28 protein-coding genes are annotated in these 25,744 nt (G+C 56.8%); 18 read left to right on the top strand and 10 right to left on the bottom strand.

The window, feature by feature from the left end; genetic code table 11:
• The first annotated feature begins 26 nt into the window (after positions 1-26).
• From M4951_RS05800 to M4951_RS05750, 11 genes are all read left to right on the top strand, one after another.
• Positions 27-689 carry a GntR family transcriptional regulator gene (locus tag M4951_RS05800; protein ID WP_262025536.1) on the top strand — a complete coding sequence of 221 codons (663 nt, stop codon included), beginning with the start codon at positions 27-29 and terminating at the stop codon, positions 687-689.
• Between the two features lie 87 nt (positions 690-776).
• Positions 777-1,697, top strand: a complete 921-nt coding sequence (locus M4951_RS05795; RefSeq protein ID WP_262025535.1) for a DUF1559 domain-containing protein — start codon at positions 777-779, stop codon at positions 1,695-1,697.
• Positions 1,698-1,764: 67 nt separating this feature from the next.
• On the top strand, positions 1,765-2,172 hold the full coding sequence (locus M4951_RS05790; protein ID WP_262025534.1) for a hypothetical protein: 408 nt from the start codon (positions 1,765-1,767) through the stop codon (positions 2,170-2,172).
• Between the two features lie 19 nt (positions 2,173-2,191).
• On the top strand, positions 2,192-3,457 hold the full coding sequence (locus tag M4951_RS05785) for a sialidase family protein (protein ID WP_262025533.1): 1,266 nt from the start codon (positions 2,192-2,194) through the stop codon (positions 3,455-3,457).
• Between the two features lie 65 nt (positions 3,458-3,522).
• Positions 3,523-4,431: a dihydrodipicolinate synthase family protein gene (locus M4951_RS05780; protein ID WP_262025532.1), complete on the top strand. Its 909-nt coding sequence runs from the start codon at positions 3,523-3,525 to the stop codon at positions 4,429-4,431.
• A gap of 14 nt (positions 4,432-4,445) precedes the next feature.
• On the top strand, positions 4,446-6,107 hold the full coding sequence (locus tag M4951_RS05775; protein WP_262025531.1) for a sodium:solute symporter: 1,662 nt from the start codon (positions 4,446-4,448) through the stop codon (positions 6,105-6,107).
• Entirely contained in the window at positions 6,104-7,021 is a 918-nt protein-coding gene (locus M4951_RS05770) for a succinylglutamate desuccinylase/aspartoacylase family protein (RefSeq protein WP_262025530.1), read from the top strand. Before M4951_RS05775 ends, M4951_RS05770 begins: the two co-directional genes overlap by 4 nt.
• Positions 7,014-7,832, top strand: a complete 819-nt coding sequence (locus M4951_RS05765) for an SDR family NAD(P)-dependent oxidoreductase (RefSeq protein WP_262025529.1) — start codon at positions 7,014-7,016, stop codon at positions 7,830-7,832. Before M4951_RS05770 ends, M4951_RS05765 begins: the two co-directional genes overlap by 8 nt.
• 24 nt (positions 7,833-7,856) lie before the next feature.
• Positions 7,857-8,918 carry a pyridoxal-phosphate dependent enzyme gene (locus tag M4951_RS05760; protein WP_262025528.1) on the top strand — a complete coding sequence of 354 codons (1,062 nt, stop codon included), beginning with the start codon at positions 7,857-7,859 and terminating at the stop codon, positions 8,916-8,918.
• Positions 8,919-9,053: 135 nt separating this feature from the next.
• Positions 9,054-9,809: a HEAT repeat domain-containing protein gene (locus tag M4951_RS05755; RefSeq protein ID WP_262025527.1), complete on the top strand. Its 756-nt coding sequence runs from the start codon at positions 9,054-9,056 to the stop codon at positions 9,807-9,809.
• A 417-nt stretch (positions 9,810-10,226) separates the two neighbouring features.
• On the top strand, positions 10,227-11,480 hold the full coding sequence (locus M4951_RS05750; RefSeq protein ID WP_262025526.1) for an SGNH/GDSL hydrolase family protein: 1,254 nt from the start codon (positions 10,227-10,229) through the stop codon (positions 11,478-11,480).
• Between the two features lie 58 nt (positions 11,481-11,538).
• On the opposite strand, the gene M4951_RS05745 is transcribed toward M4951_RS05750, so the two are convergent.
• Complete coding sequence (locus M4951_RS05745) at positions 11,539-12,390, bottom strand: fumarylacetoacetate hydrolase family protein (protein WP_262025525.1); 852 nt, start codon at positions 12,388-12,390, stop codon at positions 11,539-11,541.
• A complete protein-coding gene (locus tag M4951_RS05740) occupies positions 12,381-13,682 on the bottom strand; it encodes an aspartate aminotransferase family protein (RefSeq protein WP_262025524.1) in 1,302 nt (433 codons plus the stop codon). Before M4951_RS05740 ends, M4951_RS05745 begins: the two co-directional genes overlap by 10 nt.
• A gap of 133 nt (positions 13,683-13,815) precedes the next feature.
• On the opposite strand from M4951_RS05740, the gene M4951_RS05735 reads away from it, so the two are divergent.
• Together M4951_RS05735 and M4951_RS05730 are read left to right on the top strand one after the other, a co-directional pair.
• On the top strand, positions 13,816-14,205 hold the full coding sequence (locus M4951_RS05735) for a RidA family protein (RefSeq protein WP_262025523.1): 390 nt from the start codon (positions 13,816-13,818) through the stop codon (positions 14,203-14,205).
• A gap of 9 nt (positions 14,206-14,214) precedes the next feature.
• Positions 14,215-15,690 carry a M81 family metallopeptidase gene (locus M4951_RS05730; protein WP_262025522.1) on the top strand — a complete coding sequence of 492 codons (1,476 nt, stop codon included), beginning with the start codon at positions 14,215-14,217 and terminating at the stop codon, positions 15,688-15,690.
• Between the two features lie 279 nt (positions 15,691-15,969).
• On the opposite strand, the gene M4951_RS05725 is transcribed toward M4951_RS05730, so the two are convergent.
• The gene (locus M4951_RS05725; protein WP_262025521.1) at positions 15,970-16,167 is read right to left on the bottom strand and encodes a DUF542 domain-containing protein; all 198 of its coding nucleotides are present in this window, start codon (positions 16,165-16,167) and stop codon (positions 15,970-15,972) included.
• A 182-nt stretch (positions 16,168-16,349) separates the two neighbouring features.
• Here M4951_RS05725 and M4951_RS05720 point away from each other — a divergent pair, with 182 nt between their 5' ends.
• The 4 genes from M4951_RS05720 (at position 16,350) to M4951_RS05705 (ending at position 19,108) form a co-directional block, all read left to right on the top strand.
• Positions 16,350-16,766: an RrF2 family transcriptional regulator gene (locus M4951_RS05720; RefSeq protein WP_262025520.1), complete on the top strand. Its 417-nt coding sequence runs from the start codon at positions 16,350-16,352 to the stop codon at positions 16,764-16,766.
• Positions 16,767-16,853: 87 nt separating this feature from the next.
• Positions 16,854-17,417: a DUF3365 domain-containing protein gene (locus M4951_RS05715; protein ID WP_262025519.1), complete on the top strand. Its 564-nt coding sequence runs from the start codon at positions 16,854-16,856 to the stop codon at positions 17,415-17,417.
• A 3-nt stretch (positions 17,418-17,420) separates the two neighbouring features.
• A complete protein-coding gene (locus M4951_RS05710; protein WP_262025518.1) occupies positions 17,421-18,740 on the top strand; it encodes a hypothetical protein in 1,320 nt (439 codons plus the stop codon).
• Complete coding sequence (locus tag M4951_RS05705; protein ID WP_262025517.1) at positions 18,737-19,108, top strand: DUF488 domain-containing protein; 372 nt, start codon at positions 18,737-18,739, stop codon at positions 19,106-19,108. Before M4951_RS05710 ends, M4951_RS05705 begins: the two co-directional genes overlap by 4 nt.
• On the opposite strand, the gene M4951_RS05700 is transcribed toward M4951_RS05705, so the two are convergent.
• Together M4951_RS05700 and M4951_RS05695 are read right to left on the bottom strand one after the other, a co-directional pair.
• A complete protein-coding gene (locus M4951_RS05700) occupies positions 19,072-20,073 on the bottom strand; it encodes a TIGR01777 family oxidoreductase (RefSeq protein WP_262025516.1) in 1,002 nt (333 codons plus the stop codon). The two genes, M4951_RS05705 and M4951_RS05700, sit on opposite strands and share 37 nt — an antisense overlap.
• Before the next feature lie 112 nt (positions 20,074-20,185).
• On the bottom strand, positions 20,186-20,974 hold the full coding sequence (locus M4951_RS05695; protein ID WP_262025515.1) for an SDR family NAD(P)-dependent oxidoreductase: 789 nt from the start codon (positions 20,972-20,974) through the stop codon (positions 20,186-20,188).
• Positions 20,975-21,177: 203 nt separating this feature from the next.
• Between M4951_RS05695 and M4951_RS05690 the strand changes: the two genes are divergently transcribed.
• A complete protein-coding gene (locus tag M4951_RS05690; protein WP_262025514.1) occupies positions 21,178-21,912 on the top strand; it encodes a DUF1080 domain-containing protein in 735 nt (244 codons plus the stop codon).
• An 80-nt stretch (positions 21,913-21,992) separates the two neighbouring features.
• Here the strand turns inward: M4951_RS05690 and M4951_RS05685 are convergent, their stop codons facing one another.
• From M4951_RS05685 to M4951_RS05665, 5 genes are all read right to left on the bottom strand, one after another.
• Entirely contained in the window at positions 21,993-22,583 is a 591-nt protein-coding gene (locus M4951_RS05685; protein ID WP_262025513.1) for a DUF1559 domain-containing protein, read from the bottom strand.
• Between the two features lie 202 nt (positions 22,584-22,785).
• Positions 22,786-23,292 carry a hypothetical protein gene (locus M4951_RS05680; protein WP_262025512.1) on the bottom strand — a complete coding sequence of 169 codons (507 nt, stop codon included), beginning with the start codon at positions 23,290-23,292 and terminating at the stop codon, positions 22,786-22,788.
• 26 nt (positions 23,293-23,318) lie between these two features.
• Positions 23,319-24,083 (bottom strand): energy transducer TonB, encoded by a 765-nt coding sequence (locus tag M4951_RS05675; protein ID WP_262025511.1) that lies wholly within the window; start codon positions 24,081-24,083, stop codon positions 23,319-23,321.
• Positions 24,084-24,122: 39 nt separating this feature from the next.
• The gene (locus M4951_RS05670; protein WP_262025510.1) at positions 24,123-24,908 is read right to left on the bottom strand and encodes a DUF2185 domain-containing protein; all 786 of its coding nucleotides are present in this window, start codon (positions 24,906-24,908) and stop codon (positions 24,123-24,125) included.
• A gap of 38 nt (positions 24,909-24,946) precedes the next feature.
• Complete coding sequence (locus M4951_RS05665) at positions 24,947-25,741, bottom strand: DUF4198 domain-containing protein (RefSeq protein ID WP_262025509.1); 795 nt, start codon at positions 25,739-25,741, stop codon at positions 24,947-24,949.
• Positions 25,742-25,744 lie beyond the last annotated feature (3 nt).

Below are 25,744 nucleotides of genomic sequence, written 5' to 3'. Positions count from 1 at the left end.
GCGGCCACACAGATCAGGTAAACCTTATGGCTACAGCAACCAACGGCAACAACGGTCGCGTCTCAGCACGGCAGAAATGCTACGACGTTTTGCGGCGGATGTTGATCTGTGGGCAAATTTCCCCCGGCTCACGGTTGCCCGAAGTGGAATGGTCAGAGCGACTGGAAGTACACCGCGGCGGTTTGCGTGAAGCGTTGGTTCTGCTCGAACATGACGGCCTGTTAACACAGGGAGAAAAAGGAGGCTTTTTCGCTCCGATTCTCGGCGATTTCGAGCTGGAAGAGATCATGCAAGCACGCTGCGTTCTCGAGTCGGGGGCGATCAAACTGGTCACCGCGCGACAGCTCAAAAAAGGAGCGTTTCAGCCGCTGACCGACCTGTGCGAAACGATGCAGCGATTGCACGAAGTCGACATCGAACTTGGCTTTTGCGAGGCCGACTTCATGTTCCACCAGGCGCTGGTCGCGCTCTCAGGAAATTCGCGACTGATTCAGATGTATTCGCATTCAGCGCAGTTGATCTTCAACCTTTCGCCGGTCGACACGATCGATGTGGTCCGCAGTAAGCGTCAGCAGACGCTGGGAGAGCATCGCGAACTTTGCAGTCTCATCATGGACGGCAAAACCGACCCAGCGATTCAATTGCTGGAACACCACATGGCAAATCCGGCGTCGAGCGGTCCCAAATAGCGCCCGACGAAATCCGCCCCTTACATGCAATCTGCCCCTTTTCCAATTATTTCTTTTCCAATGTTTCACGCTCGGGAGATAGATCTCATGCTGGATGTCAGATCCCCTTATCAACGTCGTTCGGACGGCTTTACGCTGGTCGAGTTGTTGGTCGTCATCGCTATCATCGGCGTCTTAATCGCATTATTATTGCCTGCAGTGCAGCAAGCTCGCGAAGCGGCGCGGCGCATGTCCTGTTCGAACAATCTGAAGCAGCTTGGCCTGGCGCTGCACAACTATCACGACACGCATCTCGTGTTTCCTTACGGACGCAGCGCCGCTCCTGAAGGATCGACCGTAAGCTCCAATCCGCAAACCTATCGCACTCAGACTGGTCTGACCGCAATCTTGCCGTTTATCGAACGAACGGCGCTCTACAACACGATCGACTTTAATGCCGGCGCCGGCGATACGGTCAATTGGGGAAAATATCAGCCTCGCGTGGAAGCCTATCTTTGTCCCAGCAATCCACAAGACGAAGGCTGCAGCTACACCGGTAGTATCGCAGGTGACGACGACGCTTGGGCGACGCACTATGTTCCAGTAGCGCATAGCGGACGCGACGGAACGGTAGCTCGGGATCAAGTAAGCGCTATCGGCTACGGCAAAGACGGCCTCTTCTTCTTGAATTCGAAAAATGGTTTTCGCGATATCATTGACGGGACCTCCAACACATTGGCGATCGCCGAGAGCGTCGGCAACAAGCCAGGCAGCCATCGCGTGTGGGCCTGGGGCCTTTATAGCGGTGGAATGGGAACGTCTGGCGGCATCAATGCGAACTTCCCCAATCTCAGCGGCTGGGCGTTCTCTGGTTCGGATGCGTTCAATGGCCCGTCGAGCTATCATCCCGGCGGCTGCTTGGCGACGTTTGCCGATGGCTCGGTTCGCTATATCCCCGAAACCATTCAACTCTCCACGCTGCTCGATTTGACGACGATCAAAGGAAACGAAGTGGTCGCGGAGTACTAACCGGCGACTTCGCTTCTCTCTATTCACTCCATTGTCATTGAACTCCCTTGCTGGAGCCTGTACTCCCATGAAAACTCTTCTCCTTACCGCCGCCGTGCTATTGATTGCCGTCGGCTGCGGATCCGGCGATCCCAATCAGATTCCGGTTCGCGGATCGGTCTCGTACCAGGGGCAACCCATCGGCGACGGCTTCGTTCGCTTTGTTCCCTCCCCCGGCGTCAACGCGCCGGTACGCGTCGCTCAAATTATTGACGGCAGCTATGAACTAGAGGGGCAATTCGCATTGTCGCCAGGCGCCTACAAAATCGAAATCGAAGGTTTTGAAGGCGAGGATATGCCGTTGAGCGAGCCCGGCCAAGTTGTCGAACAACGTCGCCAAATTCTGCCGGCCCAATACAACGCGAACTCGAAACTCGATCCGCTCACCGTCAGCATGGGCGATTCGCCGCAGAAACTGGATTTTGAACTCAACTAGCCAACTTCGACTCGCCAAAATGAATACCTTTAAAAAACAGATCTATGCCGTCGCCGCTTTCAGCATCCTCTTCGTGGGGACTGAACGCGTGACGGCCGCGGATACGCAAGCACCCTGCGTTTCGATCGTTAGCCGTGAAGTCACCGCGACGGCGTCTCCCTTTTATCGGGCGATCTATGCTGACGCGACGACAAACCGCTTGGTCAGTTCAAGTTGGCAATCGGATGACAACGGAGCAACCTGGTCGCCGATTCGCTCGCATCATGCTTTGACCCGCGGATTGACGCCTGGCTTTCGCCGCAATCCAACGACGGCGACGCTCGATGTGAAACGCAATTGCGTTATTTCGATCGTCAACTCACTCGATACGCCAGAGCTCGATCCAACGATCAACGAGCCTCCAATCGCCCAAAAGACCTACTACCTGCGTTACCGTCTCTCGACCGACGGCGAAAAAAGCTGGCTATGTGACAATCCGATCGTCGGCGTCGGCGACTTTGACGCGCAACATCCCTTCCCCGACCTCTGGATCGGCAAGAATGCGATCTATCTGGGTGACAACGGTTGTGCGCCGATCGTTACCCGTTCGGGTCGCGTATTGGTTCCGGCTCAGATGACCGCTCTAGACAAGGGCGGCGAACTTTACAAACCTCCCAAGGCGCATACCTATACCGAAGCGGCCATCCTGATCGGCGACTGGACCGTCGACGATCGGCTTGCCTGGCGGATGGCGCCGCGTGTGGCGGGAGATATCTCCCAGACCGTTCGCGGCCTGATCGAACCGACCATCGCCGAAGCGCCCGACGGGCGAATCTTGATGGTGATGCGCGGCAGTAACATGCACGATCCCAAAGTCGCGGCGACCAAATGGTTCGCGATTTCTGAGGACGAAGGAGAAACGTGGAGCCAGCCGCAGCGCTGGAAATATACGGACGGTACAGGCTTCTTTTCACCCAGCAGCATGTCGGTGCTAATGCGTCATAGCAGCGGCCGCATTTTCTGGGTCGGTAACATCACGCCGGAGAACCCCGATGGCAACCTCCCCCGCTTTCCGCTGGCGATCGGCGAGGTCAATCCGCAATCCTTGCAATTGATTCGCGAAAGCGTGGTCCTCGTCGATCAAAAGTCCAAAGCAGATGAACGCCAAGGGCGACTCGATCTATCGCATGTTCACCTGATGGAAGACCGCGAAACCGGCGAGTTTATCCTTACTTATCCCCGGGCACACAACAGTTACACCCAACGCGAGTATGCGTTACTCCGCTTGGCCGTTTCGCCCAATTAGAGCTTGCCTGATACGCCTTCCTGAAATTACTCCCGCAAAACTGAACTGCCAAAGCAACCATCACCATGCATACGCGTCTCATTTCGGCCATCTGCACACCCATCCATTCCAACGGGGATCTGCATGCCGAAGGGCTAACTGCGCATATCGAAGCGCAAATCGCCGCCGGCATCGACGGACTGTTGGTCGCCGGCACAATGGGCTTAATGCAATTGCAGACCGACGCGACCTACGAAAAACTGATCGAGGAAAGCGTTAGCATCGCCAGCGCTCGAACCGAAATGTGGGTCGGCGTGGGAGACGCCAGCTATCACCGCACGTTGGCGCGAATCCGAATCGCCGAGCGTCAGCCGGTCGACGGGCTCGTAATCTTGACTCCCTATCTGATGAAGTTCACCGAACAAGAGTTGCTCCGTTATTACCTTCAGCTGGCGGACGCGGCCAACAAGCCGCTGTTTCTGTACGATTTGCCGGGACTAACCGGCACGGCCCTCTCGATGGAGCTGATTGAGCAAGTCGTCGCTCATCCTAATGTTCATGGCCTGAAGTGCACGCGGGACTGGCAATGGACAACCGAATTGTGGGAGCGTTTCGGAGAGCGAACGCGTGTTGTCCCTGCACAACCGGAACGGGTCGCCGACCTGATTCGTTTGGGAGTTCCCGACAATTTGGATGGATTGTTTGCGATCTTTCCGAATCAAAGCCGCGCCCTGGCCGACGCCGCCGATCAAGGCCAATGGGAAGAAGCGGCGCAGTTGCAAGCCGACCTTTGCCGTTTTTTGGAGATCGGTCGCGCGAGCAAGCTGTTTGGTGCGGTGAGCAGCATCTTAAACGCGCTGGGCGTGCCGGGCTTGATGGCGCCGGCGCCGTACGATCAGCTTTCGAGCGAAGAACAAGACCAGTTGCTGAACGACGCGACAATTCGTCGCTTGATTGATAACGAACTAAAACTCGCCGTCGCGCAACCGAGCTAAACAGCAGGTCCATTTTGAGATTATCCACCTACGTCGTTGTCGGTCTTACGCCGCTCGTTCTCGCCGGAGCGACCGGCGTCGCTTGCGCTCAAGAGCCTACAGTCGCATCGTCGATCGCCGCTCCTAGCTTCGGCTGGGTGAACTGGGCGGTGTTGATCGCTTACCTGGCCGCGATGGTCGGGATCGGCGGCTATTTTTCTCGCAGCGAATCGAGTGGTGAAGACTTTTTTCTGGCCGGCGGACGCATTCCCTGGTGGGCGGCGGGCCTTTCGATCTACGGCACGCAACTCTCCGCGATCACGTTCATGGCGGTTCCAGCGCTGGCGCTCGCTCCTGATGGCAACTGGACAAAGATCGTCGGCGGCTGGACTACGCTACTGATGGCGCCGCTGATCGTTTACTTCTATCTGCCGCTGTTTCGTCGGCTTCAAGTGCAGACCGCCTATCAATATCTTGAACGTCGGTTTCATCTATCGGTGCGACTGATCGCCAGCTTGATCTTTATTGCCTTCCAAGTAGGCCGAATGGGGATCGTTCTCTTGCTGCCTGCTGTTGCGATCGCAGCCGCGACCGGAAGTAATGTGCTGGTCGCGGTGATCCTGATGGGAACGCTGGCGACCATCTATACGGTACTCGGCGGAATGGAAGCGGTGATCTGGACCGATGTCGTTCAAGTCATCGTTTTGATCGGCGGTGCGCTCCTTTGCTTGGCCGTGTCGATCTTCGAGATCGGCGGTCCGATGCAGTTGTATGAGTTGGCCAGTTCAGCCGACAAACTGACGATCTTCACCTGGTCAGCGACTCCCAGCGAACCTTCAACCTGGGTCTTGCTGGTCGGCTTTTTCTTTATCAATCTGATCGCCTACACGACCGATCAAACGGTCGTGCAGCGATACTTGACTACGCCTGACGAGAAATCGGCCGCACGTAGCATATGGCTCAACGGACTGATGACAATTCCGACCGGCTTTTTGTTTCTGCTGCTCGGTACTTCGCTGTGGGGCTTCTATCAACTACATCCGGAAATCGCATCCCCCGGCAAAGCCGACCAGGTCGTTCCCTGGTTTGTCATGCAGCAACTTCCTGCCGGCGTCGCCGGTCTGGTGATCGCTGCAATCTTCGCCGCCGCGATGAGTTCGCTTGACTCCAGCATGAACTCGATCGCATCAGCGATCGTCAACGATTTCTGGCTTCGTTTGGCTGGGCCTGCCAAACCGAGCGCAGAGATTCGCGTCGCTCGTTTGTTGACGCTCTTGATCGGAATCCTCGGCACTTCGATGGCGCTGGTCATGGCCGTCCTGAATATCACGTCGTTGTTCGACTATTTTAATTTAATGCTCGGCATGCTCGGCGGCGGCCTCTCCGGCATCTTTTTGCTGGCGGTCTTCACCACGCGCGCCAACTGGATCGGCGCCCTGGTCGGACTAGCGGCCGGCGCTGCGGCGACGGCGATGGTTCAATTCGACTCGACGCTGCATGTCTATCTGTCAGGCGCGGCTGGCACGCTGACCTGCGCACTGGTCGGCTATGTCGTCAGTTGGATCCTTCCCCAACCCCAAGGCGACCTTCAAGGGCTGACGATTCATACGATGGTTTCTTCCAAATCCAATCAAGCGGTCGACCACGATTCGGCCAATCATTCCCCCTCTCCCTCTATTGATTCTTCAATTGGATGAATCTGCAACGCATTGAAATTGCCGGCGCCATTCATGGCCCGCATCTGTTGATTCTGGCTGGCGTTCATGGGGATGAATACGAGCCGATCGCCGCGGTTCGTCGCCTGGCCGAGACGATCGATTCTCGCCAACTCCGCGGGACCGTCACGCTTGTACCGATCGCTAATCATCCAGCGTTTGTCAGCCGCAGTCGCACCGGCTCGGATCGACTGGATCTCGCGCGGACGTTTCCCGGTTTCCGTCATGGTAAACCAACCGAACAAATCGCGTTTGCGGCCAACGAGTTGATCGAAGAAGCCGACTTCCTGATCGATCTGCATACCGGGGGGCTGGCGATGGAAATCTCTCCACTGGTCGGCTACATGCTGGTCTCCGACGCCGCCACGTTGGAGACGCAGCGTCAGATGGCCGCCGCCTTCGGGTTGCCGATCATCTGGGGAACTTCCGCCCGATTGGAAGGTCGTTCACTTTCGGCGGCGCGCGACGCCAACGTTCCAGCGATCTATGCCGAATGGGGCGGCGGCGGAGGCTGCAATCCCGATGGCGTCGCCGCTTATGTCCAAGGTTGCCTGCAGGTAATGGCCGCATTCAAAATGATTGCCGATCTGCCCGCAACAATCGACGTCGATCGTTATGTGATCGAAGATGATCGCGACGCCAGCGGACACTTACAGATCAACTACCCTGCCCCGGTCGCCGGCTACTATGAAGCATCAGCGGCGCTCGACACGATGATCGTCCCCGGCGACGAACTAGGACGCATCTACGATCCGCAAACGCTCCATCCCACGCCGATCTGCGCCACGCAGCGCGGTCGCCTGATCACGCGCCGCGTCTTGCCGGCCGTCGATGTGGGCGACTGTCTGGCCGTGATTCTCGAAGATCCCGCAGAGAGAGGCGCGTTTGATGAATAGTCGTCCCCTGGTGGTGGTCACCGGCGCATCGCAAGGCATCGGCGCCGAAACGGCGCAGGAGTTCGCGCGACGCGGCTATGACTGCGTTCTGATCGCTCGCAATCAGGCGCGTTTGCAATCGTTGGCCGATGAGATCGAAAAGCTCGGCGCTCAGTCGATCGTCTGCTCAGGCGACCTCAGCGATCTCGTTTTCGCTCGTTCTGCGATCGATCGAACTCTGCACCAATTTGGTCGGATCGATGTGCTGGTGAACAACGCCGCCTGGCGGAAGATCGGCACGATGCGCACGATGGAACCGGACGAGTGGGACAAGACGTTACGAATCTGCCTGACGGCGCCAGCGTTTCTCGCCAAATGGTGCGCGGCCGCGATGGAGCCCGAACGGCGCGGCGTAATTTTGAATATCTCCAGTATTCAATCGCAACTGGCTCCCGGCATTTGCCCCGCCTATGTAGCCGCAAAGGGAGGACTCGACTCACTGACCTATGAATTAGCCGCTCTCTACGGCCCAGTCGGCGTGCGTGTGCTCAGTCTTAATCTCGGCGCTATCGACACCGAAATGAGCGCCGACTATGTCTCCAGTGATGGAGAAGACGTCAGTCACGCGATACGCCGCTATGCCGAAGAGATGATTCCGCTCCGCCGGTTTGCGCAAGCCGGAGAGATCGCCCGTTCGATCGCGATGTTGGCGAGCGACGACGCCAGCTATATGTCCGGCGCATGTATCGGGATCGACGGCGGCTGGCGTCATCAAGCGACTCCCTATTCACTCAAACAGCGGCAGTTTCCACAAGATTTCCCTCCCTCCTAATTGACCGACAAGAGACTCCCTACGATGGATCCCATCTCGCTTGGTGAAGGAAATACGCCGCTCGTTCGCTCGCAGCGGATCGGTCCTGCGTTGGGACTGGAGAATCTCTATTTCAAGCTCGAGACGGTCAATCCCACCGGCTCGTATAAAGATCGCTTCGCCGCGGCGGCGATTGCCGATATGCGGCGACAAGGGAAGCGCCGTGTGATTGCGACCTCCAGCGGAAATACCGGATCGGCGCTTGCCGCTTATGCGGCGGCGGCTGGCATGCCGTGTACAATTGCGATTGTCGACGGTGCTCCCGGCGGCAAACTGCGGCAAATGATGGCCTATGGCGCCGATATCAAAAAGATCGCAGGCTTCGGCCATGACGCTCAGGTGACGCAGGCAACCTTTGAATTTTTGCAGCAACTCGGAAATCAGCCTGACGCACAATTGCAGATCAGCGCCTATCACTACAGCCCGATTGGGATGAGCGGAGTCGAAGCGATCGGCCGTGAAATCGCCGCGCAACTTTCTGCAAATCGCCAACAGGCCGATCACGTTTTTTCCTGTGCCGGCGGCGGCGGACTAACGCTGGCCGTCGCTCGCGGCTTTTGGACAGCCGTCGAGAACCAGCAGATCGACGCTACCCCACAAGTTCACTGCGTACAGCCGATCGGCAACAACACCATCGCCGGTCCGCTGCGCGACGGATTGGATCAAGCTCAAGCAACCGCTTGCACCACGAAGATCAGCGGTCTGCAGGTCGCGTCGGTGATTGATGGAGACGCCGTCATCACCGCTTGTCGTACGAGCGGCGGAACCGGCTGGTTGGTAGCGGACGCTGACATTTATGAATCGCAAAAGGATTTGGCGCAACAGGAAGGAATCTTTTCAGAACCCGCTGGAGCCGTACCGTTGACCGGACTGAAACAGGCGATCGCCGCTGGCCATATTTCGTCAACAGCGACCGTTATTTGTTTGGTGACAGGGACTGGCTTCAAAGATCTCGATTCGATTGACACGATGTTGGAAGCCAGCGACTGTCCTACGATTTCGCTCGCTCAATTCAAGCAGCTACTGTACGATTCATCGCGCCATTAAACTCACCTTCACACAGGGTCGTCTCCGATGCGAACCACTCGTCAAATTGTAACTTCGACGCTATTTGTCCTCTCCGTAACGACCGCCTTCGCAGGCGAGTCTACGACGATCACAACCGCTACTCGGAATCAATGCATGAAAACTTTACGAGATGGACTCACGACCGATCAGTTCTGGCCCTCGATGCACGCGGCCGAAGCGCTCACTTTGACGGGAGCCGGCGATGAAGTCCGCACGGCCCTTCAGCCGAAGCTGCCGACCGTGGAAGACGCACAACATCGCTGTGGGGTTGCCCGCGAACTTTTTCGCGCCGGCGACGCATCTGCGATCAGCGTCTTGTGGGAAGTATTAGCCAGCGAAGATCCTTATGGACATGGTCATGCCTGCGAGTCTCTCTTCAAAATCGAACAAATCGGCGATGGCGTGCTGCTCAAGCAACATATGAACGATGAAAAGTCGCCGATCAAACAACTTTTGGCGGCGGCTGCCCTCGCGCGACACGGAGACGCCGAAGCCCGACGATCGATTCACCACTACTTGAGCGGCGACGATGACAACATGGCTCGCCTGGCCGTCTGGACGATGGCGGTCAGCGGCGACGACAGCGATATCGCCGCCGTGCGGGAACGGGCCAAGTCGATCACCGATCCGCGGCACAAGGTCTACTTTCATGCCGCATTGGCGACCTTTGGCGACGAAGCCGGAAGCGCAACGCTGCAAGCGGATCTCAACCACAAAGATCCGCTCGTGCGCGTCTATGCGGCCGAGTTTTGCGGACACGCCAAGCTCGCGACCGCCGTACCAGCGCTGACCAAATTGCTCAACGACGAAGATCTTGACGTCCGCATCCGCGCCGCTCAGGCGTTGTGCATGCTAGGCAAAAGCATGTAATTGCAACAGTTTTATTACCTCTTCGTAGCCCGCAGCGCAAGTTTTGAGGCTGCGCTATTGGGCAATTCAGGAAGTGTTGAACACGGGTGAAGCACGATCAAACAGGGTCCGAATCCACCGAAAATCGTCACACTAGCCCGCTGCGCGAGCGAGGGAATACGGCTCGCCACTTCAATCCGTGTTAGGATCGCCAACTCTATTCCCTCGCTGGCGCTGGCGGGCTAGTGTTCGATTGATTCGAAATAGCGCAACTTCAAAGGGCGCAAGCGAGGGAAATGCGGTCGGACAAAATGTCTAATGCAGACCAAAGGACCAAGTCGTTTCTTCCTTCCTTAGACATTCGTCATTTGCTTGCCAACGCATTTCCCTCGCCTACGCAGCTGGCTACGAAGAGAATTCGGACAAGAGAAAGAAAAGATGACCGCCACCAATCCAATCATCGGTCGATGCGTTGCTGTTAGCCTTGTGGCGTTTTCATTGTTTGCGGCGACGCCGTTGCTTGCCGAAGAGAGTGCGGCCAACCCACTTAGCAAAGTCCAACAGAGACTCGCCGATGGCGAATTGACGAAGATCGTCTGTTTTGGCGACAGCATCACCGGCGTCTACTATCACAGCGGAAGCAAACGCGCCTGGTGCGACATGCTGGGGATTGCTTTGAAGATTGCCTATCCCAATGCCGATCTGCAAATGATCAACGCTGGTCGGAGCGGCCACACGACCGTTAACGCGCTCGCACGAATTGACAGAGATGTCATTGCGAAACAGCCGCAACTGGTTATCGTCAGTTTCGGCATGAATGACGTCGCCCGCGTTCCGCTGGAAGATTACCAACGAAACATGCGTGAGATCATTCGACGCTGCCAGGACGGAGGCGCCAAAGTCATCGTATGTACCCCGAACGCCGTTTCCGAAACGGAAGCTCGCCCCGAAGCGAAACTGGCGCAGTACGTCGACGCTGCGCGATCCATCGCCGCTGGTTTCAAACTACCGCTTGTCGATCTGTTCGACCAGTGGCGAAGGATTCGCACAGAAGATCCGCTCGGCTGGTCGTTGCTGATGAGTGATGAGATTCACCCCAATATGACAGGGCATCTTCGATTTGCGGAGTTGATCGGTTCCACGATTTCTGGCCGACCGATTGCTTTCGTCGAAACGCCGGCTCCGCTCGGCACGCTCCAAGTCACCTCGGATCGGCTTGCGCGAAAAGAAACCATCAAGCTGATCGCCGCGCCGCCATACGACACGATCGTGCCGGAGGAGTTGAAACGACTTTATCCAGAGGCGAAGTTTGACCTCGTCGTCTGGCCAGCCAAAGAGCAAACGATCGCCGCAGCGGCGCAATGGGCGAAGCAAATTCGCGGTTTGAAACCTCACTTGGTGATCCCGCCGCTTCCCCCCCAAGCGTTTGCGGCGTCTCAGGACGAATTCATTCGCGAGTATCAGTGGGTGTTAAATTACAGTCTGCCGCAAAGCGGCGGAGCTTGGGACGTCGTGCCGATCCTGCCGCTTGAGTCGCCCAACGAAACAGCCAGGCAAAAGAAGTATCTTGGCTTGGCGAGCCGCATCATCGCCGGCAAAGATCTTCTCTTTATTGGACGGTCGCCAGGCGAAACGCGCAGCGCCAACGAGATCGTCGGCGATTGGTTCGCGGGTCAGAAACAGATCCCATAAAGAAGGGGCTGCGAGGTGATTGACTCGCAGCCCTGTTCTAATTTCGATGCGATCGCTACTAGGCGTTCTTGCAGACCTGTCGTTGCTCTCCCAACCCGGCGATCGACAGCTTGATTGCGTCGCCTGACTTCAGAAAGCGGGGAGGTTTCATCCCCAGTCCAACGCCTGGCGGAGTGCCGGTCGAGAGCAAGTCGCCTGCTTCCAGCGTCATGAACTGCGACAAATAATAGACCAAATAGTACGGATCAAAAATCATTGTCCGCGTATTGCCGGTCTGCATTCGCTCGCCGTTGACGTCCAACTGCATCGCCAAATCGTTGACGTTGGCGACTTCGTCCGACGTCGCCAGAAATGGGCCGAGCGGATTGAACGTATCGCAGCTCTTGCCCTTCACCCATTGGCCGCCTCGTTCCAACTGGAAGTGACGCTCCGAAACATCGTGCGAGATGCAATAGCCGGCGATGTGCGCCGCAGCCTGATCAACGCTCTCGAGGTAGCGCGCCTCTTTGCCGATCACGACTCCCAGTTCGACTTCCCAGTCGGTCTTTTCACTCTTCCGCGGAATCAACACTTCGTCGTACGGACCGACGACGGTATTGGCCGCTTTGAAAAAGATAATCGGCTCTTCCGGAATCGGCATCCCTGATTCGGTCGCGTGATCGGCGTAGTTCAGGCCGATGCAAACCACCTTACCGGGCCGCGCAATCGGCGCTCCCCAGCGAACATCTTCCGCGACGTCAGGGTAACTATCGAGCGCTCCGCTGATTTCGGCCAGACGCCCAAGCCCGCCCGACTGGAAGAACTCGCGGTCGTAGCGTTCGAAAACGGAGCTTAAATCTTTTCTTGCGCCGTTGGCGGTTAACAGGCCGGGCTTCTCTTTGCCCAACGGGCCAAACTGAACTAGCTGCATCGCACCGTATCCTTCATCGATGATTCAATTGCGTTGATCACATGCTCCAAGACGGCTTCATCATGTTGCGTCCCAATATACCAGCGCGCGTCAGGCAACAGTTGCACGCCGTTGTCGAGCATCGCCGCCCGAAAACGGGTGTAGGTTTGCATGTCGGTGCGGGTCGTCTCACGATAGTCGCGGGGAGCTTGCTTCACGCCAAAGTGTACCGAAAAGACCGAGCCGACGCCGCTGACGACTGCGTCTAAACCAACCTTTTCCGCCGCCGTGACCAGCGTCTCCGCGACTGCTTGGCCATGAGCGTTCATTCGTTCGTATGTGCCCGGTTTGCGCAATTCGCGAATCGTCTCGATCGCGGCGATGATATTGAAAGTCGTACCGTTGTAGGTGCCCGAATGGATCGTCCGTTGATCGCGGAGAACTTCAAACATCTCCGCTCGTCCGCCAACCGCCGACATCGTAAATCCGCCGGCCAATGCTTTGCCATAGACCGAAAGATCAGGCTCAACGCCGAAATATTCTCGCGCGCCTCCCAAGGCGATCCGAAAGCCGGTGATCACTTCGTCGAAGATTGATACGGCGCCATGCTCGCGGCAAAGTTCGATCAACGCTTCTAGATAACCCGGCTGCGGCATGCAACTGCCCGAGTTCGCCAAAATTGGCTCGGTCAAGACGCAGGCAATTTCGTCACCGCGACGCGCGAACAGATCCTTTAGCGCCTCGATGTCATTCCACGGCAAAACCAGCGTATCGGCATATTCGCTAGCCGGCTGCCCGCCGCAGGTGGGCTGCGCCAGCGTCGTATCTTCCGACTTCGGCCGGTAAGAAACCAAAACGTTATTCAACCAACCGTGGTAGTGACCCTCAAATTTCAAGATCTTGTCACGGCCTGTATGGGCGCGAGCGATCCGAATCGCCGACTGAATCGCCTCGGTTCCGGTATTCGAGAAAATCACCTGCTCGACGCCGGGGACCGATTCGACGATCAGCTCGGCCAATTCAATTTCGGCGACGTGCTGACAACCGTAGGTGTATCCTTTGGCCAACTGCCGCGCGACGGCCGTATTGATGCCGGCATGGTTCGAGCCGACGATCAACGGTCCCCAACCCAGGGTATAGTCGGCTCGGCAATTGCCGTCGACATCGTAAAAGTGAGCACCGTCGGCATGGTCAATATATAAAGGCGTTTCGGTCACAAAACGCCGCAATGAACTGGAAACGCCGGTCGCTAACGAGCGGCAGGCACGCTGATAAAGTTCTGCAGAACGAGATGTCGTTTCTGTGGACGCCATGAGGTTCTCCGGTGGGGGGGCCGATCGTAAGCGCGAACGGCGAAAACGGACGGGTAAGGAACGCTTTGACAGTCGCCCGCCGTTCCATTATTCTGAATCTATTATTCCGCATCGCAGAAGTCAAGGAGTTTCCGTGAAACCATTTCACGCGATCCACAACCCCGATACGCCGATCAGTCACTTGCCCTTCAGTCCAGCGGTCCAAGTGGGGCAATTCGTCTTTGTCTCGGGTCAGGCCTCGGTCGACGAGACCGGTCAGATTGTCTCGGACACCTTCGCTGGGGAGATGCGCCGCAGCCTGGAAAACATTCGCAAAGTTCTCGCCTCCGCCGGGCTGACCATGAACGACATTGTGCAAACGCGCAACTATGTGGGCGCCCAGGCAGACCTGCCCGAGTTCAACCAAATCTATGCGGAATACTTTGAGCAACCTTATCCGGCACGCACCACGTTGATGGGCTGCTTGGGTACGCTGTTGAAGTACGAAGTTGATGTTGTCGCGGTCGCGCCGCGTCTCGCTTAGGAGTTGAAAATGCGCGTTGGCGTCATCTCACTGTTGCATGAGTCGAACACGTTTGTCGCGGCGCCGACCACCCTCGACAATTTTCGCCGCGACATGTTGCTGGTCGGCGATGAGATCATTCCGCGTTACGAAACGGCCCATCATGAAGTCGCCGGCTTTATCGCCGGCCTGCGCGAAGCCGCGATCGAGCCGGTCGGAATCTTTGCGGCGAGAGCGCTTCCCAGCGGCGTGATCGCCGCCGACGCCTTTGACGAACTAGTCCAGCGCATGTTGGAGCAGTTAGCCCAGCACGATCAACTCGATGGACTCTTGATCGCTCCTCATGGCGCGACGGTCGCCGCCAACTATCCCGATGCCGACGGTTACTGGATGCAGGCAGTCCGCGACGCCTTCGGTCGTGACAAACCGATCATGGGAACGCTCGATCCGCATGCAAATCTTTCGCCGCAGATGGTCGCCGCGACCGATGCGCTCTTTTCATATCGGACCAATCCGCACGTCGATCAGGCCGATCGAGGACGCGAAGCGGCCGAGATGATAGCCCGCACGTTGCGAGGTGAAATCTGCCCGCGACAAGCGGCCGCCTATCCGCCGCTGGCGATCAATATCGAGCGACAATGCTCCTCCGAATTCCCCTGTCAGCAATATGCTGAGTGGGTGACGGAGGCTCGCGGTCGCCCAGGAATTTTGGGCGCCAGCCTCTTTTATGGATTTCCGTACGCCGATGTCGCCGAGATGGGATCGGCGATGCTGTGCATTGCGGATGACAACGCCGATCTAGCGACTAGCACTGCGCACGAACTTGCGGAGCGAATGTGGAACGACCGCGCCAGCACGCTCGGTTCGTTTTGCAGTATCGACTCGGCCATCGATCAAGCGCTCGCATGCGAAGGCCCCGTTTGTTTGCTCGATATGGGAGACAATGTTGGCGCCGGTTCGCCGGCCGACGGAACCTGCATCGCTCAAAGGCTGATCGATCGTCAAATCGATCGCGCCTTTGTCGCGATCTGCGATCCGGCGGCCGTTGCGGTCGCAACCAAGTCCGGCGCGGGCGCGGTGCTGCCGCTTTCGATCGGCGCCTGGCAAGATCGCTTGCATGGAGAACCGCTGCAAGTCACCTGTGAGATCCTCTCATTGCACGCGGGACGCTTTGCGGAAGCAGAGCCGCGACATGGTGGAAAGACCGAATTCGACATGGGCGCCACGGCGATCGTTCGCACCCAAAGTGGCCTGACGGTGCAAATCACCTCCGAGCGGACCGCTCCCTGGTCGCTTCGGCAACTGACCCACTGCAATTTGGCGCCCACCGACTTCCAGATCCTTGTCGCCAAGGGAGTGAATGCGCCGCTAGCCGCTTATGCAAGCGTTTGCCCCTATTTCTTCCGCGTCGATACGCCGGGCGTTACGACGGCCAATCTCGATCGCCTGCAATACGCGCATCGTCGCGTTCCCATGTATCCATTCGAAATTGCCGCAGGCAAGTGAGGGTACCCGAAGTTTTGAGATTTGTTTGTAATATTCGGCTTTGTTTTCCGCTTAACTAAAGGAGAAGACAATCCTAATTGCGGAGGACAGAACGATGCCAGACGGATCACGCAAACGACGCTTTTCCTGCGACGAAGCCAAACGAACCTGGTACGCCAACTGGCGCTCGCTCCGCTTTGCTCGTCGATTCGGTTAAGCCGCTCCCAGCCAACCGCCCACCTTGTCAGGTCGCTTGCCTGACCAATCTGGCTCGACTATCCCACCAGCATCGAGCCGCTTCTACGAACGATTCTCGCCGATCAACTTGCTTAGCTTTCTCAACACTTCGTGTTCGTTGAGTCCCTGCTCTTGGCAAGCGAATTCTAAAGATTTGCCACCGCAGCAGTAGTCGATTTCCAGCTCTTGAAAGACCGTGAGCGTCTCTGGATGATCGATCACCCAATCCGGAACGGAAGTTTCTAACGAGCAGTGCGACATCGGTGCTACTCATCGGATCGTGCGAATTCACTTTTCCTAGAAACTCAAAAACGGACAAACGCACCGCTGCGCCCCTTCAGTCCGTTCTTATCTCGAACTCCTTTTTAGCTTGACGGTGCAGTCGCGACAAGGTATTCATGTAAAAGATGTACCTTTTATACTTCTTTTAAGAATCGAGCCTGATGAAGCTCACGACGCAAACCGACTATGCCTTGCGAACGTTGATGTTTCTCGCCACGCGTTCGGATCGAGCGAACGTTGCTGACGTGGCGCAATTGTTTGGCATCTCGGTGCATCACGTGGCCAAGGTTGTGCACTCCTTAGCCAAATATGGATATGTACGCAGTATTCGCGGCGTCGGCGGAGGAATCGAATTAGCCCGCCAACCGCAGGAGATTCACCTAGGAGAAGTGGTCGAACGGTTTGAAGGAAGCACGCATCTTTTGGATTGCATCGGCACGGAAGATATCTGCGCGATTCAATCTTTTTGCAAATTAAAAGGAGTGCTCGCCGAAGCGGAGCGAGTTCAGCGCGCCTATCTCGACAGCGTGACCTTGGCGGACGTAGCGCCAACTTCGCGACAATTGCAACTTCTGTAGGAAGCGTCGGTAGCATCGGCGGACGTTTTCCCTTCCACTTGCTGGAATCAATCTCGACAGGCAACCCCTAAGGCAATAGGCGAACCAATGAAATACCAAGCGGCCTGCATTCGGCCCCTGCTGGGGATCGCATTTCTACTGGGAGCGAGCAGATTTCCTCTGCAACAAGGCGCCGTCTTGGCCGACGAAGCGAACACGGAAATCACCAGCCAAGCAGCGAAAGCGTCGATCCCCTTGCCAGAGGCTCGTGCTCGGGCGCGGCTCTTGCATGAGACGATTCATGGGGCGTTACAAGTAGTGCATCGCGACTTCTTTGACGAAGACGAGTCGCACGCAATCCCCTCGCGATCGCTAGAAGATGTCTTCGCCGAATTGGCCCGCAGCCATCACGTGACGATTCGCTGGATCTCCGTTAATACGGACGCGATGAATATCGATAACGAGCCGACCAGTCCCTTTGAAAAAATCGCCGCCAAACAACTCGCGAAAGGCCAACCAGAGCATGAAGCGGTCGAGCAAAACCAATATCATTTCGCAGGCGCGATTCGGCTTTCGTCCCGTTGCCTGAAGTGCCATGTGCCGCATCGCACGAATACGAACGATCGCAAAGCAGGCTTGGTGATTTCGATGCCGGTGGAGCAGGAGAAATAAGCGATGTCGTCACATGCCTCCATCCCGCACCTGCGAATCGCGTTTATTTTTGGTTTTCTGTTCGCCCTGCCATCCCAACTTTGGGCACAGTTCGACTTTGAAAAAGAACCGATCAACTACGGCGAAAATCTGCAGCATGACGCCGTAGCGCAACTTCAACAGCAACTTAGTAACCAGTTGTCGCAGCTCAACTTTGATGAGCAGCACGGATATTTGAAATCGGTGCTGGAGAAGCTGAATATCTCGCCTGAATCTCAGGTGCTGGTTTACTCGAAAACAAGTTTCCAGTTATCCAGGATCTCGCCGCGGAAGCCGCGAGCACTCTACTTTAACGACGATTCCTACGTCGGCTGGGTTCAAGGAGGAGACGTAGTGGAGATCATGACGACCGATCCCCAGCATGGCGAGGTCTTCTACACGCTTTCGCAGGAGCAAAACGAGACGCCGCGATTTGTGCAAGATCGCGGCCAGTGCATAACGTGTCACGCCTCGTCGCGCACGCAAGGCGTTCCCGGCGGACTGATCCGCTCGGCGTTTGTGAACGCGTCTGGCCAGCCTCATTATGGATCAGGCACCTTTACGACCGATCATAGCAGCCCATTTGCAGAACGCTGGGGCGGCTGGTACGTCACCGGAACCCATGGAACGATGCGTCACATGGGCAATGTGCTCTCGCTCGATCGCGACGACGCTGAAAATATCGATCGCGAGTCGGGCGCCAACGTTACCGACCTTTCTCAAAAGCTTAACGTCTCACCGTACCTGACGCCGCATAGCGATATTGTCGCGTTGATGGTCTTAGAACATCAAACGCAGATGCAAAACTTTTTGACTCTCGCGAACTTTGAAACTCGCATGGCGCAGCATCATGACCAGACGATCAACATGGCGCTCGATCGTCCTGCCGATCACCAGAGCGACACCACACGACGTCGCATCGCTTCGGCTGGTGAAAAATTGGTGCGGAGCCTGTTGTTTGTCGATGAATTCCCGCTCGAATCGCCGGTGGCCGGCACATCGGGATTTGCGAGTGAGTTCGCTGCCCGCGGACCGTTCGACTCTCAGCAGCGTTCTTTGCGCGATTTTGACCTACAGACACGTTTATTCAAATATCCGTGCAGCTACCTGATCTACTCAGATTCGTTTGATCAGTTGCCCCCCGCAGTGAAGCAATATGTCGCGAGTCGACTGCATGAAATTCTGTTCGGCGACGATATGGGAGAAGACTTTTCGCATCTGACAGCCGAAGATCGTCGTGCAATTCGCGAGATTCTGCAAGCGACAAAGCCCGATCTTTGGGCTTCGCTGGATCCACAGCCGTGATTCACCAATTCCAAACAAAACGCATTTACGATCCGCCAAGCAAGTCCGACGGCTTGCGTGTGCTCGCCGATCGTTTATGGCCGCGCGGCGTTTCCAAAGCCGCCGCGAAGATTGATGTCTGGGCCAAGGAACTGACGCCTTCGAACGACTTAAGAAAATGGCTGCACGCAGATCCGCAGCGATACGAGGATTTTGTCACGAAGTACAAAGCGGAATTGAATGACCGGCGTGCGCAGATCAAAGAGTTTCTTGAGCAAAATGACGTCGCAGTGATCACGCTAGTGACCGCGACAAAAGACCTAACTCACGGCCATATTGCGGTGCTCCAAGCTTACTTGGAACAAAGCGTCTCGGACGACGCTGTCTGATCCACCGATGTTTGCGGTTCTGGTTTTCGCAGCAAATCATGCAGCGCCAACTTCAAATCAGAAAACTGAAAGACGAATCCTTCCGCCGGCAATCGCTGCGAGACGACATAGCGCCCATACAACGGCAATTCGGGATCAGTCCGCAATACATAGTAGGCGCCCAACCGAACCAACCAGGCCGGCGATGGAAGTCCAATCGGCATGCCGATCGTTTTTCGCATCGCGCGCATAAACTCTAACATCGATACCGGCTGCGGCGCCGAAGCGATGTAGACGCCGTGCATTGTTGGTTCACTGACCGCTCTGACGAACAGCCGATTCATGTCCAATTCGTGAATCCAACTCATCCCTTGTTGGCCGCCGCCAATTTTTCCTCCTAAGCCCCAGCGAGTCAGCCAGGCCAGATGCGCTAATGCTCCGCCGCCGGCGCCCTGGTCGCGTCCGATTACGAAGCTCGTTCGCAGTACGACCCCGCGTTGTGTCGGCAGCCGCGCGGCGTGAAACGCTTCTTCCCAGGCTTTACCTACCGTCGGCGCAAAGCCGACCCCGGTTGCAGAAGCTTCGTTGCAAACCAGCGATGGCGGGTCACCATAAATATGGGCGGTGCTCATCTGTACCCAGACCGGCGGCGGCGCTGCGACACGACGCATCGCTTTTCCCAGCACGCGAGTCGCTTCGACGCGCGAACGGATGATCTCATCCTGATGATCCGGCGACTTGATGCAGTTGACGCTACGACCGGCGAGATTGATCACCGCGGCGGCGCCGTTCAATTCGTCCTTCCAGAGGCCAAGCGTTCTCGCGTCCCACGCGACATACCGCCAAGGGCCGCTCACATTGGGCGGCGAGCGAGAGAGAATAACGACCTCGGCGCCTTCGGCGACCAAATGCGTCGCCAGCGAAATCCCTAAAAAACCGCTTCCCCCGGCGATGACAATCCGACCAAAGAAGTTATCGGCGATCATGTTGGTCACTTCTCTTGCTTGCGGAACGATTTGCTATTCGTTCAACCGGAAAAGAAAGAGGAGCTTAACTGCAATATCGGCCAGAGCCGCATCTTGCCGGTCTGCAACACTGCTAGAAGACGCTCTTCACGATCCCGCCGTCAACGCGCAGCGCCGCGCCATTGATAGCCGATGCCTTCGGGCTGCAAACGAACGTCACTGCGTCGCCGATCTCTTCAGGGTTGATGAACCGCTGAATGAGCGAAGTCGGTCGGTTTTCGACAATAAATTTCTTCTCGGCTTCTTCCGACGGCAACCCGGGGAAAACGTCCGCAACAAATTGCTGCACGCTTTCGGTCATTGTGGAGCCCGGCAATACCGTGTTGACCGTCACCGCTGTCCCCTTGGTCAATTCGGCCAGGCTGCGTGAGATCGACAACTGCATCGTCTTCGTTGCGCTATAGTGGGCCATCTCGGGCGCCGGACTGACGCCAGACTCGCTGGAGATAAAAATGACGCGTCCTTCGTTTCGCGTCAGCATGCCTGTCAAATAGTGCCGGCTGAGCCGCACGCCGCTCATGATGTTGATCTCGAACAATCGCAGCCAATCCTCATCGGTCTCGTCAAAAAATCCGACCGCTTCGTAGATCCCGAGATTGTTCACCAAGAGATCGACTTCCGGAAATGCTGCGATCGTCGTCTGACATCCCTGGGCGGTTCCATTGTCAGCGACCAAAGCGACAAGATCGGCGTCGGGCACATCGTTGCGAATCGCGACCATTGCGGCGGCGACGCTTTTCTCGGATCGACCATTGACGATGGCTTTGGCGCCTTCGCGCGCCAGCGAAGTAGCAATCGCCAAGCCGATTCCGCCGGTCGAACCAGTGACTAGCGCGGTTTTTCCTGTCAGTTGCAGATCCATCTTGTGTTCCTTATTGGTTTCTCGTCGCGTCGCCGCCCATGTGGCGCGACTTCCCGATCCCCGCTCTTGCTGTGATGAATGAAACCGAGCCCGCGATACTTCGGGACAAGGATATTTTCCAAAAAATGGTCACTCCTTTGCGCCCATCAGCATTTCCATTGCCCAAGCTTGCAATCCGCGCCAGATCGACCTAATCTGGCGCTATGAACATCGCATCCAAAATCACCGCCGCGTTTGCTATTTCGTTTCTCTCCTTGGGCCTGACGATTGCAGAAGAGCCCTCGTCAAGCACGCTCCCCAAAGCGTTTATCGACGGCCAGGGAGACGGCTGGCGATCGCTCGGCGAAGAAGACTTTCAGAACGTCAACTGTTTTGACGATACCTGGTCCTTCCAAGATGGCGGCGTCCAATGCACCGGCAAGCCGGTCGGCGTAATGCGAACCAAGCAGGAGTTCACCAACTTTGAGCTGGTCGTCGAGTGGAAGCATTTAAAATCGGCCGGCAACTCAGGCGTCTTTGTCTGGACCATTCCGGCCGAAGTCGACAAGCTGACCAAGCCGGGCCTTCCGGCCGGCGGCATCGAAGTGCAGATCCTCGATCACGGCTACAAAGACGCCTACAAAAAATCGACCGGCAAAGAAGGGGATTGGTTTAGCACCAACGGCGATATTTTCCCCGTCGGCAAATCGAAGCTGACCCCCTTCCCTCCCCTTTCGCCGAGCGGCGCTCGCAGCTTTCCCTCTAAGGAACTGAGCAAAGGCGCCGGTGAGTGGAACCACTATTATGTCCGCGCGATCAACGGCGAAGTCCGCTTGTGGGTCAACGGCGAAGAAGTCTCCGGCGGCAAAGACGCCGTGCCGGCCACCGGCTATCTCTGCCTAGAATCGGAAGGGAGCCCGATCGAATTTCGCAACCTTCGCATTCGCGAACTGCCGTAAGCCGGAATCGCGAAACGAGAAAAGCAGGGTGCGTCGAGACGCACCTTTTTTATGCGCGGATCGGCGACGCCCCAATCGCTTTACTCTTCTGCATGGCGCAGCGAATCCAAATAAGCGAGAGTTTCGTCGTGGTCACGCATTTGCGTCACAGCGCCGATCTCGATCGAACGGACGATTTGATCTTTCACCTCATTGATGTTGATCCAATCAGGGAACCGCTGCATCGGCGGCGAAACGTCTCGAGGCTCCATCCAATGGATGCCGGAGTATTGGATTTCCAGCACGACAAACGGTTGCCCCTTAGGAAGATAGTGACCGGTCAGCTTCACGTCGGATAGCCAAATATCCTTCTCCAGCAAGTGGCCGTTGACCATCGCGACGAAAATCGTCTCCAACATGTGCGGCGAATCGTCTGGCAGGTAAATCCTGCCCGCATTGGATACTGCGTCAGGTTCGACGCCGTCGACTTGCCTGGTTCCATCTCGCAGGTCGACATTCGTCTTGCTGTTCCAAGCAGATTCAAAATCATACAGCTCGTAAAAGGAATTCGCTTCGATTTGCGGCAAGATCAGCACGCGCCAACTATGCAGCGACTCTCCGGCGTCGTTGGTAAACCACGATCGGCGGAAACTCTGCGATCGAATCGTGATATTTGCGTATCGCCGAAGCAATTGTTTCCAGCTTTTTTTGGTTCGACTGGGCGGGACGCGACTTCCCGCACCCGATGGTAACAAGGAGAACCATCGCCAGCGTCCGTACGGCGCGAAGACGCCGCAGCGATCGATTCCTATCAGGGCTAAGCCGTTTGCTTTTCATGTCGACGCCAAGTTGCGAGAGATCGCTAGTTCGCACGAAGCGAGAACCAGCGGTGAACTATCGCGATTGATTTCCAACATCGCTTCTCCTTGTTTCTTGAAGAAGTTGATTGTATTGGGCCGCAAATTTGGTCGCGGTCGCCTGCCACTGGGGATCAACGATCGCATCAGAAGTCCCCGGCAAAATCCAATAGTCGCTCAATGGAGCGTTGACCGCCAGCATGTCATCGAGTCCGGGAAAAACCAACGCGTCTTCGTAAACCGCCATCCAGCGAAAATCTTGAGACTTATCGGAATGCTCCACGAGAGAACGAACTTCGGCCTGGTTCATGATCTCCACGGCGGCGGAATACTGTTTGTCGGTGATCCGCTGCTCGATCACTTGTCGAAAGAGTTTCGTATCGCCGCCAATCTCCAGAGTATTTGAATCGACTGTCGGCAGCGATTTCTCTTGTTCACGGCATCCGTTGCTACCCGAGAAAACGACAACCAACAACAGCGACAGGAATCGCCATTGCTCGTTTTGGCCTCTCGTCCTTCTCCTGGCTGGGATGCTGTGCTTCATGATCCCCTTCACGTTATCAGAAATTGCTAATCCGCCCGCAGAGAAAACGAAACCGGAATCACCACCCGCGTCGCCACATTGTGCCCTTCGCTTTGAGCCGGCGTAAACTTCCACTGCCGCACGGCGACCAGCGCCGCTTGATCCAGCCGAGTGAAACCGCTCGATTGATGGATCTTGGCGGCGGCGACTTCGCCAGTCTCGCTGATGGTGAGACGCAGCAGCACGCGTCCTTCTTCGCGCCGCGATTGTGACGTCGGCGGGTAACCGGGCGCCGCGTTGGTTGGCGTCGGTTGCGGAGGAACATCGATCCTGGCGCCGGCCACGCTTTTTACCGCTGGAGACGCCGCTTCGGCCAACGCCGATTCTGGCATTGGTTCTTTGGCGGCGTCTTTGCGCGGCAACGGTTCGGCTTGCTGCGGTTGCGACGGCGTCTGCGACGCAGCTTTCGATCGAGACATCGCGGCCGGCGCACTTCGCGGCGTGTAGATCACTTCCGACGTTTCCAGCGGCAACGGAATTGCGGTCGGCTGCTTGTGCAGATCCAACGGCGACTCTTCCTCGGTCAGTTCCGCCGACTGCTCCGCTTCGACCACTTCCATCTCGATGACCGACGCTTCGATCGGCTCGGCGGCGGCGGAAGCCATGGTCGCGGTGAGCATGACGGTTCCGCCAACGTCCACCTGATGTCGCCAATCGTAGGGACGAACGCTCCATGACACCAGCGCAGCGGCCGCTGCGACATGCAGCGAGATGCTGGTGAGATAGGAGATTGTCGAAGTCCGAGCGAGCATTTTTTTCTGAAATGAAAGCAGTAACTTACGTACAGCAACTTACATAGCGGCGGAGGTGATCCCTTTCCAAATCGATTGGGCGACCTCCACGTCTTCCGCCGCATCAAAGTAGACCGACAAATGAACGTAACCGTCCGCGTCGGCGACAAAGCAGTAGAGCGATTCCACAGCGACGCCGTCATGGTCTTCGACCAAACGGTAAGCGATCCTCAGCAGCGAGCCCTCTTGCAGCTCTTGATAATCGAACGCGGCCGAGTCGCGTTCTCTGGTCAACTCGCGCAGCGTGTCTGCGGACGAATCGCCATCTTCGGGCAAGCCCCAGACGCTGGCGTAGATCGTCACGCCGGGTCGCCAGAGAACCATTTGCCCATCTTTTTCTAGCCGTTGATTAAAGCGCAGCGGCAGTTGCATCGACCAGCGATCGGTCAAATCAAACAAGCCGACTTCGAGGATGGGAAAGTCGGGATGCAACAATTCATCGGCGTCGAAGGGACTATCGACCGCAATCAACTGGCCGGCGTCCCCTTCGCGGGCATAAGCGCTGCCGATCGGCGACGACAGAAACGGCATGACGTCGCGATCGTAGTTGGCGATCGTATTGACATCGTAGACTTCCAGATTGCTCGCCTGATCGACGTATTCGTCCGTCTCGTCGCCAGAGAAGAATCGCCAACCGCTGTCCCCCTCATTGTCAGGCGGCTCGCGGTACATGTAGCCGACCGGCATTCCATCTACGGTAATGCGGTCGGTAGCGATGCAGCCTCCCTGGCCTTCGACCAACGCTTCGATCTGATCGGGTGGCAAATGAAACTTCTTTTCGGTCACTCGTTTTCGATTCCTTCGACAACAAAATAGCGCGGCGACTACTCGCCGCAGCAGGGACAGATCTCCGGCACCAAGACGGTCAGCGTCGCCGAATAGGCGGTCTCATCATACTCGGCCGACTTTTCATCGGTCGCATGGTGATGCGCTACGATCAGATATTGATCGCCGGTGGTCGGCGTAAACGTGGCCATTCCCTGGGCGTCGGTCTTGCGCTCGTAGGTCTCGTCCCAGTCGGCCTTCAGCGTCACGCGCCGCGGCACAAACGAGACGACCGTATCCGACAGCGGTTTACCGCGAAGCAACAACTGAACAGAGATCGGCTGCCCCGGCCCCATCGGCGCGACGGTGCTGGCTTGCGGAACCAGCTCCAACGGATGCCCCTGCGGTTGATCAAAACCGGCGGCGTTCTCGGCGATCTTGTCCAAAGTGTCACTGACCAGGAAGAAAGTTTTGCCGCTCTTCAAGCTGCGAACCGGATGGCCGTGATTCACGATCTTATCCAATGCGTGGGAGACCTGATAAAGTCCCGGTTTGGCGGCTGCGAACTTGGCGTTCCAGAAGCCTTCTTTGGGAGCGTAACCCACATCCACCAGCTCAGGTATCAGATCGAACTCCTTCCCAGAGGGGTCGACGATATTCAGCGAGCAGCCTGCCAAATCGATCTTGCTCGCCAACTTAAAATCGCGATGATCATTGCCGTGATTGCCGAGCTTGAGATCGACATAGATTGCGTCGCCGGTCCGGATCACGTTGGAGTTGGTTTCCACCCAGGTATCGTGGGCGCATAACGGCGTCGAAAGACACAATAAGCATAACAGTGCTCGCACGAACATTCG

Source organism: Blastopirellula sp. J2-11 (genome assembly GCF_024584705.1).
Classification (GTDB): Bacteria; Planctomycetota; Planctomycetia; order Pirellulales; family Pirellulaceae; genus Blastopirellula.
This window is presented reverse-complemented; position numbering and strand designations above follow the sequence as displayed.

Bases quoted from the DNA above. Each gene is read 5' to 3' on its own strand.
- M4951_RS05800 (WP_262025536.1), top strand. From the start codon at position 27: ATGGCTACAGCAACCAACGGCAACAACGGTCGCGTCTCAGCACGGCAG.
- M4951_RS05795 (WP_262025535.1), top strand. From the start codon at position 777: ATGCTGGATGTCAGATCCCCTTATCAACGTCGTTCGGACGGCTTTACG.
- M4951_RS05790 (WP_262025534.1), top strand. From the start codon at position 1,765: ATGAAAACTCTTCTCCTTACCGCCGCCGTGCTATTGATTGCCGTCGGC.
- M4951_RS05785 (WP_262025533.1), top strand. From the start codon at position 2,192: ATGAATACCTTTAAAAAACAGATCTATGCCGTCGCCGCTTTCAGCATC.
- M4951_RS05780 (WP_262025532.1), top strand. From the start codon at position 3,523: ATGCATACGCGTCTCATTTCGGCCATCTGCACACCCATCCATTCCAAC.
- M4951_RS05770 (WP_262025530.1), top strand. From the start codon at position 6,104: ATGAATCTGCAACGCATTGAAATTGCCGGCGCCATTCATGGCCCGCAT.
- M4951_RS05765 (WP_262025529.1), top strand. From the start codon at position 7,014: ATGAATAGTCGTCCCCTGGTGGTGGTCACCGGCGCATCGCAAGGCATC.
- M4951_RS05760 (WP_262025528.1), top strand. From the start codon at position 7,857: ATGGATCCCATCTCGCTTGGTGAAGGAAATACGCCGCTCGTTCGCTCG.
- M4951_RS05755 (WP_262025527.1), top strand. From the start codon at position 9,054: ATGAAAACTTTACGAGATGGACTCACGACCGATCAGTTCTGGCCCTCG.
- M4951_RS05750 (WP_262025526.1), top strand. From the start codon at position 10,227: ATGACCGCCACCAATCCAATCATCGGTCGATGCGTTGCTGTTAGCCTT.
- M4951_RS05745 (WP_262025525.1), bottom strand. From the start codon at position 12,390: ATGCAGCTAGTTCAGTTTGGCCCGTTGGGCAAAGAGAAGCCCGGCCTG.
- M4951_RS05740 (WP_262025524.1), bottom strand. From the start codon at position 13,682: ATGGCGTCCACAGAAACGACATCTCGTTCTGCAGAACTTTATCAGCGT.
- M4951_RS05730 (WP_262025522.1), top strand. From the start codon at position 14,215: ATGCGCGTTGGCGTCATCTCACTGTTGCATGAGTCGAACACGTTTGTC.
- M4951_RS05725 (WP_262025521.1), bottom strand. From the start codon at position 16,167: ATGTCGCACTGCTCGTTAGAAACTTCCGTTCCGGATTGGGTGATCGAT.
- M4951_RS05720 (WP_262025520.1), top strand. From the start codon at position 16,350: ATGAAGCTCACGACGCAAACCGACTATGCCTTGCGAACGTTGATGTTT.
- M4951_RS05715 (WP_262025519.1), top strand. From the start codon at position 16,854: ATGAAATACCAAGCGGCCTGCATTCGGCCCCTGCTGGGGATCGCATTT.
- M4951_RS05710 (WP_262025518.1), top strand. From the start codon at position 17,421: ATGTCGTCACATGCCTCCATCCCGCACCTGCGAATCGCGTTTATTTTT.
- M4951_RS05700 (WP_262025516.1), bottom strand. From the start codon at position 20,073: ATGATCGCCGATAACTTCTTTGGTCGGATTGTCATCGCCGGGGGAAGC.
- M4951_RS05695 (WP_262025515.1), bottom strand. From the start codon at position 20,974: ATGGATCTGCAACTGACAGGAAAAACCGCGCTAGTCACTGGTTCGACC.
- M4951_RS05690 (WP_262025514.1), top strand. From the start codon at position 21,178: ATGAACATCGCATCCAAAATCACCGCCGCGTTTGCTATTTCGTTTCTC.
- M4951_RS05680 (WP_262025512.1), bottom strand. From the start codon at position 23,292: ATGAAGCACAGCATCCCAGCCAGGAGAAGGACGAGAGGCCAAAACGAG.
- M4951_RS05675 (WP_262025511.1), bottom strand. From the start codon at position 24,083: ATGCTCGCTCGGACTTCGACAATCTCCTATCTCACCAGCATCTCGCTG.
- M4951_RS05665 (WP_262025509.1), bottom strand. From the start codon at position 25,741: ATGTTCGTGCGAGCACTGTTATGCTTATTGTGTCTTTCGACGCCGTTA.